At 59.3% G+C, this 15,275-nt stretch carries 18 protein-coding genes; all 18 read left to right on the top strand.

What is annotated here, in order from left to right; genetic code table 11:
• Nucleotides 1-6 precede the first annotated feature (6 nt).
• Nucleotides 7-225, top strand: a complete 219-nt coding sequence (infA, locus tag GTO89_RS03530; RefSeq protein ID WP_012282495.1) for a translation initiation factor IF-1 — start codon at nt 7-9, stop codon at nt 223-225.
• A gap of 60 nt (nt 226-285) precedes the next feature.
• The gene (gene rpmJ / locus GTO89_RS03525) at nt 286-399 is read left to right on the top strand and encodes a 50S ribosomal protein L36 (protein ID WP_012282496.1); all 114 of its coding nucleotides are present in this window, start codon (nt 286-288) and stop codon (nt 397-399) included.
• A 24-nt stretch (nt 400-423) separates the two neighbouring features.
• The gene (gene rpsM, locus GTO89_RS03520) at nt 424-795 is read left to right on the top strand and encodes a 30S ribosomal protein S13 (RefSeq protein ID WP_161260685.1); all 372 of its coding nucleotides are present in this window, start codon (nt 424-426) and stop codon (nt 793-795) included.
• A gap of 18 nt (nt 796-813) precedes the next feature.
• Nucleotides 814-1,209 carry a 30S ribosomal protein S11 gene (rpsK, locus tag GTO89_RS03515; RefSeq protein ID WP_161260684.1) on the top strand — a complete coding sequence of 132 codons (396 nt, stop codon included), beginning with the start codon at nt 814-816 and terminating at the stop codon, nt 1,207-1,209.
• Nucleotides 1,210-1,238: 29 nt separating this feature from the next.
• Nucleotides 1,239-1,865, top strand: a complete 627-nt coding sequence (gene rpsD / locus GTO89_RS03510) for a 30S ribosomal protein S4 (protein ID WP_161260683.1) — start codon at nt 1,239-1,241, stop codon at nt 1,863-1,865.
• Nucleotides 1,866-1,910: 45 nt separating this feature from the next.
• Nucleotides 1,911-2,858 (top strand): DNA-directed RNA polymerase subunit alpha, encoded by a 948-nt coding sequence (locus tag GTO89_RS03505; RefSeq protein ID WP_161260682.1) that lies wholly within the window; start codon nt 1,911-1,913, stop codon nt 2,856-2,858.
• Nucleotides 2,859-2,888: 30 nt separating this feature from the next.
• Complete coding sequence (gene rplQ / locus GTO89_RS03500) at nt 2,889-3,227, top strand: 50S ribosomal protein L17 (RefSeq protein ID WP_161260681.1); 339 nt, start codon at nt 2,889-2,891, stop codon at nt 3,225-3,227.
• Nucleotides 3,228-3,338: 111 nt separating this feature from the next.
• The gene (locus tag GTO89_RS03495) at nt 3,339-4,163 is read left to right on the top strand and encodes an energy-coupling factor transporter ATPase (protein ID WP_161260680.1); all 825 of its coding nucleotides are present in this window, start codon (nt 3,339-3,341) and stop codon (nt 4,161-4,163) included.
• Nucleotides 4,154-5,053 carry an energy-coupling factor transporter ATPase gene (locus GTO89_RS03490; protein WP_161260679.1) on the top strand — a complete coding sequence of 300 codons (900 nt, stop codon included), beginning with the start codon at nt 4,154-4,156 and terminating at the stop codon, nt 5,051-5,053. Before GTO89_RS03495 ends, GTO89_RS03490 begins: the two co-directional genes overlap by 10 nt.
• Nucleotides 5,047-5,847: an energy-coupling factor transporter transmembrane component T family protein gene (locus GTO89_RS03485; RefSeq protein WP_161260678.1), complete on the top strand. Its 801-nt coding sequence runs from the start codon at nt 5,047-5,049 to the stop codon at nt 5,845-5,847. Before GTO89_RS03490 ends, GTO89_RS03485 begins: the two co-directional genes overlap by 7 nt.
• Nucleotides 5,844-6,623: a tRNA pseudouridine(38-40) synthase TruA gene (truA, locus tag GTO89_RS03480; protein ID WP_161260677.1), complete on the top strand. Its 780-nt coding sequence runs from the start codon at nt 5,844-5,846 to the stop codon at nt 6,621-6,623. The genes GTO89_RS03485 and truA overlap by 4 nt, the downstream gene beginning before the upstream one ends.
• Before the next feature lie 220 nt (nt 6,624-6,843).
• Nucleotides 6,844-7,278, top strand: a complete 435-nt coding sequence (rplM, locus tag GTO89_RS03475) for a 50S ribosomal protein L13 (RefSeq protein ID WP_161260676.1) — start codon at nt 6,844-6,846, stop codon at nt 7,276-7,278.
• Between the two features lie 18 nt (nt 7,279-7,296).
• Nucleotides 7,297-7,689, top strand: a complete 393-nt coding sequence (rpsI, locus tag GTO89_RS03470; protein WP_161258810.1) for a 30S ribosomal protein S9 — start codon at nt 7,297-7,299, stop codon at nt 7,687-7,689.
• 322 nt (nt 7,690-8,011) lie between these two features.
• A complete protein-coding gene (locus GTO89_RS03465; protein WP_161260675.1) occupies nt 8,012-8,926 on the top strand; it encodes a sensor histidine kinase in 915 nt (304 codons plus the stop codon).
• The gene (locus GTO89_RS03460; protein WP_161260674.1) at nt 8,904-10,385 is read left to right on the top strand and encodes a sigma-54-dependent transcriptional regulator; all 1,482 of its coding nucleotides are present in this window, start codon (nt 8,904-8,906) and stop codon (nt 10,383-10,385) included. The genes GTO89_RS03465 and GTO89_RS03460 overlap by 23 nt, the downstream gene beginning before the upstream one ends.
• 321 nt (nt 10,386-10,706) lie before the next feature.
• Nucleotides 10,707-12,680 carry a methyl-accepting chemotaxis protein gene (locus GTO89_RS03455; protein WP_328793849.1) on the top strand — a complete coding sequence of 658 codons (1,974 nt, stop codon included), beginning with the start codon at nt 10,707-10,709 and terminating at the stop codon, nt 12,678-12,680.
• 23 nt (nt 12,681-12,703) lie between these two features.
• Nucleotides 12,704-14,176, top strand: coding sequence for a chemotaxis protein CheW (locus GTO89_RS03450; RefSeq protein ID WP_161260672.1), 1,473 nt, complete (start codon nt 12,704-12,706; stop codon nt 14,174-14,176).
• 3 nt (nt 14,177-14,179) lie between these two features.
• Nucleotides 14,180-15,271, top strand: coding sequence for a protein-glutamate methylesterase/protein-glutamine glutaminase (locus GTO89_RS03445; RefSeq protein WP_161260671.1), 1,092 nt, complete (start codon nt 14,180-14,182; stop codon nt 15,269-15,271).
• Nucleotides 15,272-15,275: the final 4 nt, after the last annotated feature.

The raw sequence follows: 15,275 nt of genomic DNA, 5'->3' as shown, positions 1-15,275 counted from the left end.
TTCCTTATGTCCAAAACGGACGTTATTGAAGTCGAGGGTCGCGTTGTCGAGCCCTTGCCGAACGCGATGTTCACCGTGGAGTTGGAGAACGGCCACAAGGTCCTCGCCCATGTGTCGGGAAAAATCCGGATGAATTTTATTCGGATTCTGCCCGGCGACCGGGTGACGGTCGAATTGTCGCCCTATGATCTCACCCGCGGACGGATCACCTACCGTTTCAAGTAAGGTCGTAGTATACTTGAACGGTCATCATACAAGCCGTCGATCCCCCGAGGAGGAACGAAGATGAAAGTGCGGCCTTCAGTAAAGACGATCTGTGACAAATGCAAGATCATCAAACGCAAAGGCAAAGTCATGGTCATTTGCGAAAACCCGAAGCACAAGCAAAAACAAGGTTAATTAACGGGAGGTGCATTCACCACTATGGCACGTATTGCCGGCATCGACCTGCCCAGGGACAAGCGGATTGAAATCGCGCTGACCTACATTTTTGGGATCGGTCGTCCCACCGCCGTCAAGATCCTGGCTGAAACCGGCATCAACCCCGACACGCGGACCCGCGATCTGACCGATGAAGAAGTGGCCCGCCTGCGGGAGTACATCGATAAGAACGTGGAAGTCGAAGGGGATCTTCGCCGGGAAGTTTCCCTGAACATCAAGCGCCTCATGGAGATCGGCTGCTACCGCGGCCTTCGCCATCGTCGCGGCCTCCCTGTCCGCGGCCAGCGCACCAAGACGAACGCCCGCACGCGCAAAGGTCCCGCCCGGACCGTCGCTGGCAAGAAGAAGAAGTAAAGGGGGTCAGCACCGGATATGGCAGCAGCACGTCGCGTAACCCGCACCAAGCGGAAAGAACGCAAGCATGTGGACCGTGGTGTGGCCCACATCAAATCCACCTTCAACAACACCATCGTCACCATCACCGACCCCAACGGCAACACCCTCTCCTGGGCTTCCGCCGGCGTCCTCGGCTTCAAGGGTTCGAGAAAATCGACTCCCTTCGCCGCTCAGATGGCCGCCGAATCGGCTGCCAAGGAAGCCATGGAGCATGGCCTTCGGGAAGTCGAATGCCTGGTCAAAGGCCCTGGCGCCGGTCGGGAAGCGGCCATCCGCTCCCTGCAAGCCGCTGGCCTGGAAGTCAACATGATCAAAGACGTAACCCCCATCCCCCACAACGGATGCCGGCCGCCGAAGCGTCGCCGCGTCTAATCTGAAGACCTAGGAGGTGCATCCGCAGAATGGCACGTTATACCGGTCCGGTCTGCCGCCTTTGCCGGCGGGAGGGGGCCAAATTATACCTCAAAGGGGATCGCTGCTACACGGGCAAGTGCGCCGTTGATCGTCGCACCTACGCGCCCGGCCAGCACGGCCAAGGCCGCAAGAAAGTCTCCGAATACGGCCTGCAATTGCGGGAAAAACAAAAAGCCCGCCGGGTGTACGGCATTCTGGAAGGCCAATTCCGCACCTATTTCGCAGAGGCTGATCGCCAGCAAGGCGTCACCGGCGAAAACCTGCTCCGCCTTCTGGAAACCCGTATGGACAACATCGTCTTCCGGCTCGGCTTTGCTCGTTCCCGGAACGAGGCCCGTCAATTTGTGCTGCACAACCACTTTACCCTCAACGGGAAGAAAGTAAACATCCCCTCCATTCAAATCCGGGTGGGCGATGTGATCCAACTGAAAGAGAAGAGCAAGGATACCCCTCTCTTCAAAGAAATTGTCGAAGGCCTTGGTCAAAAGACGCCTCCGGCATGGTTGGAACTCGATGTCAACAATCTGACAGGTCGCGTCGTTGCGCTGCCCAAACGGGAAGACATCGACACGAACCTGCAAGAACACCTGATCGTCGAATTGTACTCCCGCTAGTATTAGGGGTTTTCCGATTCAAGCCAAGGGAGGGTTCAGCAGTACATGCTGGAAATCGAAAAACCGAAGATCGAGTGTGTCGCCCGGAGTGACGACGCCACCTACGGCAAGTTTGTGGTCGAGCCTCTGGAGCGAGGTTACGGGGTGACCCTGGGCAACTCCCTTCGTCGCATTCTCCTTACCTCCCTGTTCGGGGCCGCCGTTACTTCGGTGAAGATCGAAGGTGTTCTTCACGAGTTCTCTACGATACCCGGCGTTGTCGAAGACACGACGGATATCATTCTGAACCTCAAGCAGCTTGCCATCAAGATGCATACCGAGGAACCGCGGGTTGTCCGGATTGAGTTCGAGGGGGAAGGGATCGTCACCGCAGAGGACATCATCGCCGATGCCGATGTGGAGATCCTCAACCCCGATCAGGTCATCGCCACCGTCGATAAAGGCGGCCGGCTCTTCATGGAGATCACCGTGGAGAAAAGCCGCGGCTACATCACGGCGACCAAACATCGCAAATCAGAGCACGTCATCGGCGTGATCCCCATCGACGCCAACTTCTCGCCGGTCCGCAAGGTCAACTACCGTGTCGAGGATACCCGCGTCGGTCAGATCACCAACTATGATCGCCTGATCCTGGAGGTTTGGACGAATGGCAGCCTGACGCCGGAAGAGGCGATCAGTTGGTCGGCCAAGATCATGAACGACTATCTCAAGCTCTTCGTCGGCTTGACGGAGAACACAGAGAACGTGGAGATCATGGTTGAGAAGGAAGAACGGCCCCAGGACAAGATCCTCGAGATGACCATTGAGGAACTCGATCTGTCCGTTCGCTCCTACAACTGCCTCAAACGGGCCGGGATCAACACCGTGAAGGACCTGACCAATAAGACGGAAGAAGATATGATCAAGGTGCGCAACCTTGGCCGCAAGTCCCTCGAAGAAGTGGACGCCAAGCTGGCTGCCCTTGGTCTGTCGTTGCGTAAATCAGAAGACTAAATCTAGCCCCGTCGCAAAGGAGGGAATCGAGTGCCCTACCGTAAATTCAGCCGTCCGACCAACCATCGCCGGGCGTTGCTGCGCAATATCACCACCTCCCTGCTCAAGCACGGGAAGATCGTGACCACCGAGCCGAAGGCCAAAGAACTGCGCCGGATCGCCGACAAGATGATCACCCTGGGTAAACAAGGCGACCTGCACGCTCGCCGGCAAGCCCTGGCGTTCATCCAGGAAGAATCGGTCGTCACCCAACTGTTTACGGAAATCGCCCCCAAATACGCCACGCGGCAAGGCGGTTACACCCGCGTCATGAAGTCCGGGTTCCGCCGTGGCGACGCCGCCCCCATGTGCGTCGTCGAGCTCGTCTAATCCGCTAGCCCGCTTTTGCGGGCTATTGGCGTGTGTTGTTCTGTTTACGAGGTCAGGGCCGTTGATCCGCTGGATCAGGGGTTCCTGGCTTTCCTTTTAGGGGGACATGTCTTGATCAGCATTGAAAACGTCAGCTTTCAGTACCGGAATCCTGACGGAGACGCCATCCAGGCTCTTTCGAATGTGTCCCTCACGATCCGACCCGGCGAGTGGGTGGCGGTGCTGGGTGCGAATGGGTCAGGGAAGTCGACGTTGGCGAAGCATTTGAATGCGCTTTTGACGCCTGCCGGAGGCCGGGTGCGGGTAAACGGGCTGGACACGCAGGACCTCCGGCAGTGTTATGACATCCGGCGGCAGGTGGGGATGGTCTTCCAGAACCCCGACAACCAGTTGGTGGCGACGACGGTGGAAGAGGATGTGGCCTTCGGGCCCGAGAATCTGGGTCTGCCCTCCGAGGAGATCCGGCGGCGTGTCGATGAGGCCTTGGACGTAGTGGGCTTGCAGTCCCTCCGGGAGCGGCCGCCCCACGACCTGTCAGGGGGACAGAAGCAGCGGGTCGCCATCGCCGGCGCGTTGGCGCTCCGGCCGGAGTATCTCGTCTTTGACGAAGCCACATCGATGCTTGATCCGCAGAGCCGCCGCGAGGTGCTGCAGACGGTTCGCCGCTTACATAAGGAACTGGCCATGACGGTGATCACGATCACCCATGACATGGAAGAGGCAGCCGAGGCGGAACGGGTCGTTGTCATGGCAAAGGGAACGGTCGTTTTTGACGGGATTCCGGAAGCGCTCTTTTGCGAAGAAGGGCTGCTCGAAGCGGCGGGATTGGAACCGCCGCCGTCCGTCGAAATTGCCCGTCGCTTGCGGGAACGGGGTCTGAACGTCCCCTTAGACGCAGTCACGATGGAAAAGCTGGTGAACGCCCTGTGCCGATAGAAATTCGACATATAAGTCACGTCTACAAAGCGGGGACGCCGCTGGCGGTTAGGGCGCTTTGTGATGTCGATCTGTCCGTCCGCGACGGTGAACTCGTGGGGATTGTCGGCCGCACGGGATCGGGAAAATCGACACTGATCCAGCATTTCAACGGGCTCTTGCTGCCCACCTCCGGCACCGTCGTCGTCGACGAGATCACCGTTGGCGGAAACGAGGGCAAGGGGGCAAGCGGCAAAGGTTTTGCTGGCAAAAGCGCCCTGCGCCAGTTGCGTCAACGGGTCGGCATCGTCTTTCAATACCCGGAGCACCAACTCTTTGACGAGACCGTCTATGACGATATTGCCTTTGGTCCGCGCAACCTCGGCCTCGATGGGGCGGAAGTGGAGCGCCGCGTGCAGGAGGCCATGGCCTTGGTCGGCTTGGACGCCGAGGCGGTGGCGAAGCGTTCCCCCTTGCAACTGAGCGGCGGGCAAAAGCGCCGGGTGGCCTTGGCGGGTGTGTTGGCCATGGGTCCTCAGAAGCTGATCCTCGATGAACCGACAGCCGGTCTCGATCCGCAGGGGCGGCGAAAGCTGCTGGCGTTGATCGACGACCTTCATCATCACCGGGGCATGACCGTCATCATGGTCAGCCATCACATGGAAGAAGTGGCCCAATTGGCTGATCGGCTGCTGATCATGGACCAGGGTCAGGTTGTGTTGCAAGGGACGCCCAAAGAGGTCTTCGCGGCAGCAGACAGAATCGCCGACCTCGGGCTGGAGCTTCCTTTTGCTGCCCGCTTGCTCCACCGGTTGCGCCGAGAGGGATTGGCCCTGTCGACAGGCGTGATCGACATGGAAGGCGCTGCCGGGGAGATTTTGCGCGTGCTGAAGGGAGATGGGCCATGTTAAACGACATCACCCTCGGTCAATATGTGCCCCTCCCATCTCCCGTTCATCGTCTCGATCCACGGACCAAGCTGATGACGACACTGCTTTTCAGCATCGACCTCTTCCTATTGCCGACCCTGCCATCGGTTGCACTGGCCGGTCTGCCCATCGCGCTCGCCGTCATTGCCTCCCGGTTGCCGATCCACTACATCCTGCGAGGGATCAAACCGCTCTGGATCTTCATCGTCTTCACCTTGGGCGTGCATCTGTTGGGCACGCCGGGGGAGACCGTAGCCCAGTGGGGACCCTTCGAAATCACCAGGGAAGGGATGGAGCAGGGGCTGATGGTGAGCCTTCGTCTGATTTGGCTGTACGCCGCCACATCGCTGCTGACCTTGACCACATCGCCCATCGCCCTCACCGACGGGTTGGAACTCCTCCTTTCCCCGGGGAAGAAGATCGGGTTGCCAGCCCACGAGTTTGCCATGATGACCTCAATCGCCTTGCGGTTCATCCCGACGCTGATCGAGGAGACGGAAAAGATCATGAAGGCTCAGTCCTCGCGGGGCGCCGACTTTGACAGCGGCAGCCTGGTTGCGCGAGTGAAGAGCCTTGTCCCCTTGATGGTGCCGCTGCTGCTCTCGGCCTTCCGGCGCGCCGACGAGCTGGCCATGGCCATGGAAGCCCGCTGCTACCGGGGGGGCGAAGGGCGGACCCGCATGCGGCCCCTCGCCATGAACGGAAGCGACTACGCCATCACCGGCGCTGTCGCTGGCGCCTTCGTTATGCTTTGTCTCTGGAGATATGCCCCATGAACGAACGCCGCCTAAAACTGACTGTCGCCTATGACGGAACGGGATATCACGGCTTTCAAACCCAGGAAGACCCGGCTCTGCCCACCATTCAGGACGAGTTGGTCCGGGCGATCCACGGTCTGACCGGGGAGACGGCCAAGCTAAACTGCGCCGGGCGCACCGACGCCGGTGTCCATGCGCGAGGGCAGGTCGTCGACTTCGCCACCGCCTCGCGGATTCCCGACGATCGCTTTCCCCTGGCCATGAACTCGCTCCTGCCGCCGGACATCGCCGTCGTGGCGGCCCAGACGGTTCCTGCCGCCTTTCATTCCCGGTTTGGCGCCCTCGGCAAGCACTACCGCTACACCATCTACAATCACCGCATCCCGTCGCCCTTTCACCGGCGCTACTCCCACCAGGTCTTCCCGCCTCTGCGTTTTGACGCCATGGCGGCGGCGGCGCAGCACTTCACAGGCGCCCACGACTTTCGCGGCTTCTGCGCCACCGGCAGCCCGGTCAAAGATTTTGTCCGCACCGTCTGGCGGTGTGAGCTGACCCGGCAGGAGGAGCACCGGCTGATCCTGGATGTGATGGGGAACGGTTTTTTGTACAACATGATCCGCATCATTGCCGGCACCCTGATCGATGTGGGCAAAGGGAAAATTGATCCCGAAGAGATCCCGGCGATCATTGCCGCCAGAGACCGCACGCGAGCCGGGACGACGGCGCCGCCTCAGGGACTTTGCCTGATGAAGGTCTGGCATGATCCCCTTGACTTTCCTTTCAACGTAAAATAAAATGTTATAGTGAGTTTTTCTCCGAAACTTCTACTAGCCCCAGAGGTCAGGAGAGAGGCCCTCTGCTGAAAAACCACCGGAGGCGTTCCCTCAAGTAGTGACACGCCAGGCGGAGTGGGTGGGCAGGTCCCGGCGTTGCGGGCGGCGACGACCGGCCAAACAAATCGCAGGGCCGCCCCGATAGGATAAAACAGGACGATACCTTTGAGGAGGGAACGCGATGAGCACCTTCATGGCCAAAGCCGAAGACGTCGAACGCAAGTGGTACGTCATCGACGCCGCAGGCAAGCCCCTGGGTCGGGTTGCTTCCGAGGCTGCCCGTTTGCTGCGCGGAAAGCATAAACCCATTTTCACCCCCCACGTGGACACCGGTGACCATGTCATCATCATCAACGCCGAGAAAGTGGCGCTGACCGGCAAGAAACTGACCCAAAAGATGTACTACCATCATTCCCGCTATCCGGGTGGGATGACCCTGATCAACTACGGCACCCTGCTGAAGACCAAGCCGGAGCGCGCCGTGGAAAAGGCGATCAAGGGCATGCTGCCCAAGAACCGCCTGGGCGCGCAAATGTATCGCAAGCTGAATGTCTACCAAGGCGGGGAGCATCCCCATCAGGCCCAAAAACCGGAAGCCTGGACCATTCGGGATTAGGGAAGGAGGTAGTGACCTGTGGCTCAAGTGCAATTTTTAGGAACCGGCCGCCGGAAGAAATCGGTCGCCCGTGTGCGTCTCGTTCCCGGCGAAGGCAAGTTCCTGGTCAATAACCGTTCGTTGATGGAGTACTTCGGGAAGAAAACCCTGGAGATGATCGTCCGTCAGCCCCTGGATCTGACGAAGAGCGAAGGCCGTTTCGACGTCCTTTGCAACGTCCACGGCGGCGGCACCACCGGACAAGCCGGCGCCATCCGCCTCGGCATCGCCCGGGCGCTGTTGAAAGCGGACATCGGACTGCGTCCCGTGCTCAAGCGCGCCGGATTCCTCACCCGCGACCCTCGCGCGAAGGAACGGAAAAAGTACGGCCTCAAAGCGGCTCGTCGCGCTCCCCAGTTCTCGAAACGCTAATTTTCTTTCTCCAAGCGGGGCGCCGAGGCGAATATGCCTCGAAATGGCCCTGGACAATCTCAAAAAAGCGAACCTGTGCGAATGTGTGCAGGTTCGCTTTTTTATTCCGCCTTTTGCCATGCTCTTTATGATTCCAATGAAGAGGGTTTGACGATGATAACGTAGAAATAAGTGCGATGGCAACACATATGGGGTATCGATGTATCCTTTCATGATGGAAAGCAATGCATTAAAAAGTGCTTATCCCTTCGTTCACAAAAGACTGCTAGTGATGGTAATGAACACGATAGATAGGAACGAGCGTGAGGAGAGGGACAGCGACATGGACAGCAGGCGCGACAGTTCCGGTAAAATATCTGATAAATCATTCGATAACCCCTTCGATAACCCCTTCGATAACCCGTCCGCACACACGGCCGGGCCCATAGCCGCACCTCCTGAACAGGAACACTGTCCCCTGGGGCGAGAGAGGGAGGTTCCCGAATGGGACTTCCAGGCGGAACGGATGGCGTCGCTGGGGAGGATCGCCGCCGGGATCGCCCATGAGATCAACCAACCCTTGAACTCGCTGAAGGTCATCGCCGACAGCATGCTCTACTGGCATAAAAAAGGAAAGCCCGCCGACATCGACAAGATCATGGACAACGTGCGACGTATCTCCACCCAGGCCGATCGGATCAATGACATCATTCAACATATCCGCACCTTTGTTCGCAACCAGACCCCTACGGTTCCCCAACCCTGTCAGTTCAACCGGGCTGTCGAAGGCGCCCTGGCGCTCATGGGCAGCCAGCTTTCCTCTCACGGAATCATTGTTAGAACCTGCCTGGAACCGTCGCTGCCTCCGGTATTGGCCGTGAGCAACCGGCTCGAAGAGGTGGTCATCAATCTGCTCGTCAACGCCATGCATGCATTGGACAGTGTGGAGCGCGTGGAGAAGCAGATTCGCCTATCGACCCGCCAGGCGGGCGCCCGTGTCATCCTGGAAGTGGAAGACAACGGCTGCGGCATAGAGGAAGAGTTGCGCGGTCGGATTTTTGAGCCCTTCTTTACGACGAAACCCATCGAGGGAATGGGGCTGGGCCTTTCCATCGTTCATTCGGTGGTTACCGCCTTTCAGGGGCGCGTCGACACCACTGCCAATCCTGATTGTGGCGCCACCTTTCGCGTCACCTTGCCCGTTTATGAAAGACATGCAGAGGAGGAGGCCAGCGATGAACATCCTCTTAGTCGATGATGACTTGGACAGTCGCGCCTGTATCGGCGATTTTCTGCGTGAACTGGGGCATGCTGTCGATGAATGCGATGATGGTCGAGAAGCGTTGAACCGCTATTATCAGGGGAACTATGCCATGGTTCTCTCCGATATCCGCATGCCTCTTCTGTCGGGCCTCGAACTGTTGCAGACCATCATGGCTCAACCATACGGGCAGGATACGGCCGTTGTTCTTTTTACGGGCCACGGCGACGTCGATTCGGCGGTTTCGGCGCTGCGGGCAGGCGCCAGCGACTACCTGCTCAAACCGATCAACGTGGACCAACTGGCGACGATCACTGAGCGGATCGCCGCCCGTCAACTGTGGACGTCCCAGCCCCGGCGGATCAGCGCGATCCCGCCGGTGGAGGTGAAAGAGGCCATCGTGACCGAACCTGGCCGAACCCGCGTCGTCGTCCACTCAACCAGCTTGAGCGGGATCGGCATCTTCTCCGATAGTATGCGGTCCATCGTCCAGTCGGCCCTGAAGTTTCACACCGACCGGACGATCCCTGTGCTGATCGAAGGAGAAACGGGGACCGGCAAAGAGGTCATCGCCAAGCTGATCCATTTTGGCAGCATTGAGGAAACAGCGCCCTTCATCGATATCAACTGCGCCGCCCTCACACCCACGTTGTTTGAGAGCGAACTCTTCGGATATGAAGCCGGCGCCTTCACCGGCGGTTTGACCAAAGGACAGCGCGGCAAACTGGACCTCGCCCAGGGAGGTACGCTCTTCCTCGACGAGGTGGGGGAACTGGCCCTTGAATTGCAAGGAAAGCTCTTGCGGGTGATCCAGGAAAAGGAGTACTACCGCGTCGGCGGGTTAAAAAAAGTATCGACCAACGTGCGCATCATCTGCGCCACCAATCAGGATCTGGAAAAAAGCGTTGCCGAAGGCCGCTTTCGCAAGGATCTCTTTTATCGCCTCCGCGTCGGGCACGTGCAACTGCCGCCGTTGCGGCGGCGTCCCGATGACATCGTCCCGTTGGCCGGCATGTTCCTGCGCGCAGCGGCCAAACAGAAACAAAAACGATTCAAGCGGATCAGCACGGAAGCCGCCATGATCCTGCTCGACTACCCCTGGCCGGGGAATGTGCGCGAGTTGCGCAATACCATGGAATGGGTCGTCTTCATGTTTGACGAGGAGGAACTGTTGCCCGTTCATCTGACCCTGTTGCAGGCCTCTCGGCCCCAATCCCTGCAATCGGGCGACCCGGCATGCCCCAGTCTCGATCCCTATCAGTTCAGCTTGCCTGAAAAAGGGTTTGAGTTGGAGGATTTTGTCGATCGGATCGTGAGCGAGGCCTTGCAGATGCACCGGGGCAACAAGACGGAAACGGCCCGCTATCTGGGGATTTCCCGCCGGTCTCTCTACTGCCGTCTGGAACGAATGCAGAGCCGGTTTAAGGGCATTTCCTCGGCCGATTGTTGGGACTGACCAGGGGAACCGCCGCAGATAAAGAATCGCCGCAGGTTGAGCAAACCGGAGCAGCGGTTCTTTTTTCATTCATTTCGAGAATGTGCAAATCCGTTCAAACGCACCGATCGGTGTACCGATCCGTACAGGGGTTGTTCACGGGAAGAGCAAGAGCGTCCCCCCTGTCCTGGCGAGACAATAAAATAAAAAAAATTAATAGAATAGACAGGGCTTTCTCCCTCAAAAGGTTCCAGGGCGAGTTCCGTTGGCATGCTTTTTGCATTAATGAATGATAGGACCCGAGTCATAGGGGTCATCGAAATGCAGAAGGAGGATGTCAGCGTGGAGAAAAAATTAGCCAGACCGGCTGCCGGATCGGTGAGCGGTCCGAGTTCAACCGCGGCAAATAACAAACTCGCGCGCCATGATCAGGCAGGGACGGCGGAGGAGATCGCCCAGAAACGGGACCTTGCGAAACGAAAAGCGATGGAAAAGGTGCGCGCCCGCACGTTGGCCAAGCAGCAGCAGTTGGCCGAGCGCATCGCCACCGCGACAGAGCAGCTGGCCTCCGGCATCGAACAGGCGAGCAACGCGGCGATTGAACTGGGTTCCACGATGGCCCAGATCGCCACCGGCGCCGACGAAGCGGCCTCCGCCGCTGAGCAATCCCGGGCGGCCATCAACCAGATCGACAAAGCCTCTGTCGTTGCCAACAGTCGCGCCAAAGAGTCCCTGGAGAAGGTCAACATCGCCCAACCGCTCGTCCTGTCCACTTCTGCTGACATCGAACAACTGATTGACGGTATCAAAGAATCGGCCGATACGAACATAGAATCGACCAAACTGGTCAATGATCTGGAAAAGCAATCGGCTGAGATCGGCAACATCGTCGAGGCTGTCGTCCGCATCGCCGACCAGACCAACCTGCTGGCGCTGAACGCCGCTATTGAGGCGGCTCGCGCCGGGGAACATGGCCGCGGATTCGCTGTCGTCGCCGATGAGGTGCGCAACCTGGCCGAGATCTCCGAAAAATCGGCCCGCGATATCCGCAACCTGGTTTCCAACATCCAGGAGAACGTCAAAATCGTCGTCAAGGATGTGGAAGAGGCCGGCGTCGCCGCCAGCGCCGAAGTGGAAAAGGCCAAGCGGATCACCGACGACCTGAGCAAGATAGGCAAAGAGATGGGGGCGGTCCAGAGCGCTGTGATAGAAGTATCTCAGAGCGCCGTCGACGCCAACAAAGGAGCGATTGAGTTTCTCTCTGTGGCGGAGCAGGTCGCTGCAGCGGCTGAGGAGCAGAGCAACGCCGCTGAAGAGGTGAACCAGGCTGTCTCAGAGCAGAACAAGGCCTTTTCCGAAATGGGATCGGCCGCCAACGAACTGGCCCAACTGGCCGAAACGCTGAAGGTGTCCACGGACGCCCAAAAGTCGTCAGAGGAACTGGCCTCTGCCGCCGAAGAATTGTCGGCCAACGTCGAAGAAGCCAACAGCGCCTCCCGCCAGATCATGACGGCCATGGGGCAGTTGTCCCAAGGGGCGAAGCTGCAGGGCGAACTGACCCAAAAAGGCGCGGCCCTGTCAGAGCGGCTCGTCACCGCAGCCAACCAGATGCGCAACCTCTCCTCCATGTCGGAAGAGAAAGTGGCTGAACTGCGCACCCTGCTGGATGTCAACAAAAAAGGCGTCGACGGGCTGATTGTCGGCATCTCAACCGCCTCCGAAGCCAGCATCGTGTCGGCGCGCAACATCAAGATCCTCGAAGAGACGACCCGCAAGATCGACAAGATCGTCGATGCGATTGTGAATGTGACCATCCAGACAAACATGTTGGCTGTCAACGGTTCCATCGAAGCGGCCCGGGCCGGCGAGTATGGTCGCGGTTTCTCTGTCGTCGCCGGCGACATCCGCACCCTGGCCAACGAATCGGCCGAGAACGCCGACAAGATCAAGGATTTGGTCCGCAACATTCAAAGCCAGATCAAGAAGGTCACCGAAGACATCGAACTGTCGGCCAAGAAGGCCGTTCAGGAAGTGGAAAAGGCGAAGAAGTCGACCCACAACCTGAATGAGATTGAAGACGCCATGCTGGTCATCCTGAACGGCGTCAAAGAGGTGCTCAAGGGGGCCGAAGAGTCGCTCATCGCCCTGGAGCAGGCCCGCAAAGGCGTCGACCAGATCGCCGCTGCCGCCCAGGAAGCTGAAAAGGCGGCCGGGGAAGCGAGCATGGCGGCGCAGGAACAATCCAAAGGCATGCAGGAACTGGCCGAAGCGATCGAAGAGATCTCCGGATTGGCTGACGAACTGCAAACAATGTAAGCGGAGGGGAAGGAGCAACCGGAATGACAGCAGCCGAAACTGCAAGGTCCATCGGCCTGACGGAACGGCAACTGGTCACCTTCCACCTCGGCAACGAAGAGTTTGGCGCCGACATCATGAATGTGCGGGAGATCATCCGCTTCGCCGAAGTGACGAAGATCCCCCAAGCGCCAGATTATGTGGAAGGTGTCTGCAACCTGCGCGGGAGCATACTCCCGATCATCGATGGCAGAACGCGCTTTGGCATGGCCAAAGGACTCCATGATGAGAACACGCGCGTCCTCGTCGTCGACGTGAGCGGCCAGGTGACCGGGATCGTCGTCGACCGCGTATCAGAGGTCCTGCGCGTCGCCAGCGCCGATATTGAACCGCCGCCGGTGGTGATCCGCAGCGAATCGGTCCGCTACCTCGATGGCGTCGTCAAACTCAATGGGGGCAAGCGCCTGATCATGGCCTTGAACCTCGAACAGGCCCTCACCGTTGAATCGGAGGGGCGCGATTTTGACCTGCAAAGCGCCGCTGCGGCGACCGTCCATGAAGGCGCCGGCCAGCGGGCCGAACTGGAAGAAGACCAATTGGTCACTTTCCTGCTCGGTCAGGAAGAGTACGCTTTTGACATCATGCATGTGAAGGAGATCATCCGGGTCCCCGAGATCACGGCGGTGCCCAATGTGCTTCACTACCTGGAAGGGGTCGTCTCGATCCGCAACCACTTGCTTCCCATCGTCAACATGCGCCTGTACTTCGGCATGGCCAACGTGCCGGTGACCGATCAGTCGCGGATCATCATCGTCGACTTGGGCCATATGACGGCGGGGTTTCGCGTTGACCGCGTGATGGAGGTCATCCGCGTTCCCAAGAGCGTCATCGAGCCGCCGCCGCCCATCTTCACCAACGGGGAGTTGGAGCAGATCCGTGGCGTCGCCAAACTGAATGAAGGCAAACGGCTCTTCATGTGTCTGAATGCCGCCAACCTGCTCGACGCCGACCTGGTCAGCGAACTGCTGGAGGGGGGCGAGAACAGCGGCGGCGGGGAAGTGCGGAGCAACGCCGGCGCCATTGAAGAGGAGCAACTGGTCGCCTTCCGGCTGGGGAAAGAGGAGTTTGCCATCCAGATCACCGATGTGCAGGAGATCAACCGCATGACTCAGGTGACACAGATGCCGGGCGCGCCGAGCTACGTCGAGGGGCTCGTCAACCTGCGGGGCAACATCATCCCAGCACTCAACCTCCGCCGTCGCTTCGGCATGGCCGAGCGTGACCACGATGACGCCACCCGGATCATCATCGTCGATGTGGGCCAACGCAAAACGGGCATCATCGTCGACGCTGTCACCGAGGTGCTCCGCTTCGAACGCAGCCTCGTGGAAGAGACGCCGCGGCTGCTCTCCGAGACGATCGAACGGGAATACATCAGTGGCGTGGCCAAGCTGGGCGAGGGCAAACGCATGGTCATGATTCTGGACTCCGAGCGGATCTTAAAAATCGAGGGATAACCGATGAGCATTCGAGTATTGGTGGTCGACGACTCGGCCATGATGCGCAAAGCGATCCGTCAAATCCTCGAAACCGACCTGGACATTGAAGTGGTGGCCACGGCCCGCGACGGCGAAGACGCCTTGAAGAAGGATCAAGAGCTTTCGCCCGATGTGATCACCCTGGACATCAACATGCCTGTGATGGACGGGCTCACCTGCCTGTCCCTCCTCTTCGACCAAAACCCGAAGGTGCAGGTGGTGATGGTCAGTTCCTTAACCCAGGAAGGCGCCATCACCACTTTTGAGGCCATGGAACTGGGCGCTTTTGACTATGTGGCCAAACCGTCCGGCACCGTCTCCGCCAACATGCACATCGTTGGACGGGAGTTGATCGCCAAAGTAAAAGCCGCAGCGAAACGCCGGCGCCGCCGCTCCGTTCCCAGCTCCACCCAACACAGCGCGGGGCGTTCCGCTGCCGCCATGGAACGGCCGGCGCGAAGGGAACGGTCCCTCATCGTCCCCGACCATGGGTACCGCAAGGTCGTCGTCATCGGTGTATCCACAGGTGGACCGAGCACACTCATGGAGATCCTGCCCCACCTGCCGGCTGATCTCGACGCCGCCGTCATCGTCGTACAGCACATGCCGCCGACCTTTACGACCAGCTTCGCCAAACGCCTCGACGACTACTGCCAACTGCGTTTTTCCGAAGCCAAAGCGGGTGACCGGTTGGCGCGAGGCCAAGGCGTTGTCGCCCCCGGCGGGCACCACTTGGTGGTGAAAAAAAACGCCATGCGCGACGATGTGCTCATCCGCCTGACCTCACAGCCGGCCAACGCCCTGTTTATTCCCTCAGTCGATGTGACCATGCATTCTGTCGTGGAGTTCTTTGGCAAGAAGACGGTCGGCGTGCTGCTCACCGGGATGGGCGCAGACGGGGCGGACGGCATGGTGGCCATCCGCCAGGCCGGCGGAGTGACCATCGCCGAGGACGCCTCGACGGCTGTCGTCTTCGGCATGCCCCGGGAAGCGATCGAGCGGGGCGGCGCCGAGATCGTGGCGCCCTCGCACCAGATCGCCCGAGAGATCGTGAAGGCCGTCAACCGCTGGTAACGGC

Source organism: Heliomicrobium gestii, from assembly GCF_009877435.1.
Lineage (GTDB): Bacteria > Bacillota > Desulfitobacteriia > Heliobacteriales > Heliobacteriaceae > Heliomicrobium > Heliomicrobium gestii.
This window is presented reverse-complemented; position numbering and strand designations above follow the sequence as displayed.

Coding starts and splice junctions, on each gene's coding strand:
- rpsM (WP_161260685.1), top strand. CDS start 424: ATGGCACGTATTGCCGGCATCGACCTGCCCAGGGACAAGCGGATTGAA.
- rpsK (WP_161260684.1), top strand. CDS start 814: ATGGCAGCAGCACGTCGCGTAACCCGCACCAAGCGGAAAGAACGCAAG.
- rplM (WP_161260676.1), top strand. CDS start 6,844: ATGAGCACCTTCATGGCCAAAGCCGAAGACGTCGAACGCAAGTGGTAC.
- GTO89_RS03445 (WP_161260671.1), top strand. CDS start 14,180: ATGAGCATTCGAGTATTGGTGGTCGACGACTCGGCCATGATGCGCAAA.
- GTO89_RS03485 (WP_161260678.1), top strand. CDS start 5,047: ATGTTAAACGACATCACCCTCGGTCAATATGTGCCCCTCCCATCTCCC.
- truA (WP_161260677.1), top strand. CDS start 5,844: ATGAACGAACGCCGCCTAAAACTGACTGTCGCCTATGACGGAACGGGA.
- GTO89_RS03465 (WP_161260675.1), top strand. CDS start 8,012: ATGGACAGCAGGCGCGACAGTTCCGGTAAAATATCTGATAAATCATTC.
- rpsD (WP_161260683.1), top strand. CDS start 1,239: ATGGCACGTTATACCGGTCCGGTCTGCCGCCTTTGCCGGCGGGAGGGG.
- rpmJ (WP_012282496.1), top strand. CDS start 286: ATGAAAGTGCGGCCTTCAGTAAAGACGATCTGTGACAAATGCAAGATC.
- GTO89_RS03450 (WP_161260672.1), top strand. CDS start 12,704: ATGACAGCAGCCGAAACTGCAAGGTCCATCGGCCTGACGGAACGGCAA.
- GTO89_RS03460 (WP_161260674.1), top strand. CDS start 8,904: ATGAACATCCTCTTAGTCGATGATGACTTGGACAGTCGCGCCTGTATC.
- infA (WP_012282495.1), top strand. CDS start 7: ATGTCCAAAACGGACGTTATTGAAGTCGAGGGTCGCGTTGTCGAGCCC.
- GTO89_RS03505 (WP_161260682.1), top strand. CDS start 1,911: ATGCTGGAAATCGAAAAACCGAAGATCGAGTGTGTCGCCCGGAGTGAC.